A 454-nucleotide genomic window follows, 5' to 3' on the forward strand; every position below is an offset into this window, starting at 1 on the left:
CGCGAAATACGGGATCACCTGGGCCGCGTAGAACACGCAGCCCACCCAGGTGTTGCGGCGCCAGCGCGGGGAGAACAGCTCGGCCCAGGCACCGGCGCGGCGCGCGACCAGGGACGGGGACGGCGCGGCCAGCGTGACGTCGGGGCCGAACTTGCGGCGCACGATGGCCAGCGCCTCCTCGCCGCGTCCGCGCTTCATCAGCCACATCGGCGATTCCGGCACCGTCAGGCGGAACGGCAGGATCAGCAGCGCCGGCACGCCGCTGGCGGCGAGCATGATGCGCCAGGCATCCGGGCCGATATCGCGCAGCGCGAAGCCAGCCAGATAGGCGCCCACATAACCGGCCGCCCAGGCCGCCGCGAGGATGCTGAGCAGCCGGCCGCGATAACGACGCGGCGCGTATTCGGTGACGAGCGACTTGCTGACGACGTAGTCGGCGCCGAGGATCAGGCCC

At 72.0% G+C, this 454-nt stretch carries 1 protein-coding gene; it reads right to left on the bottom strand.

Annotated features, from left to right (window positions below; translation table 11 throughout):
* Positions 1-454: MFS transporter (locus tag HWY05_RS37880; protein WP_176061502.1), on the bottom strand; the 454-nt coding region annotated here is incomplete at both ends.

Origin of the sequence: Paraburkholderia sp. BCC1876 (genome assembly GCF_902833695.1) — a bacterium.
Classification (GTDB): domain Bacteria; phylum Pseudomonadota; class Gammaproteobacteria; order Burkholderiales; family Burkholderiaceae; genus Paraburkholderia.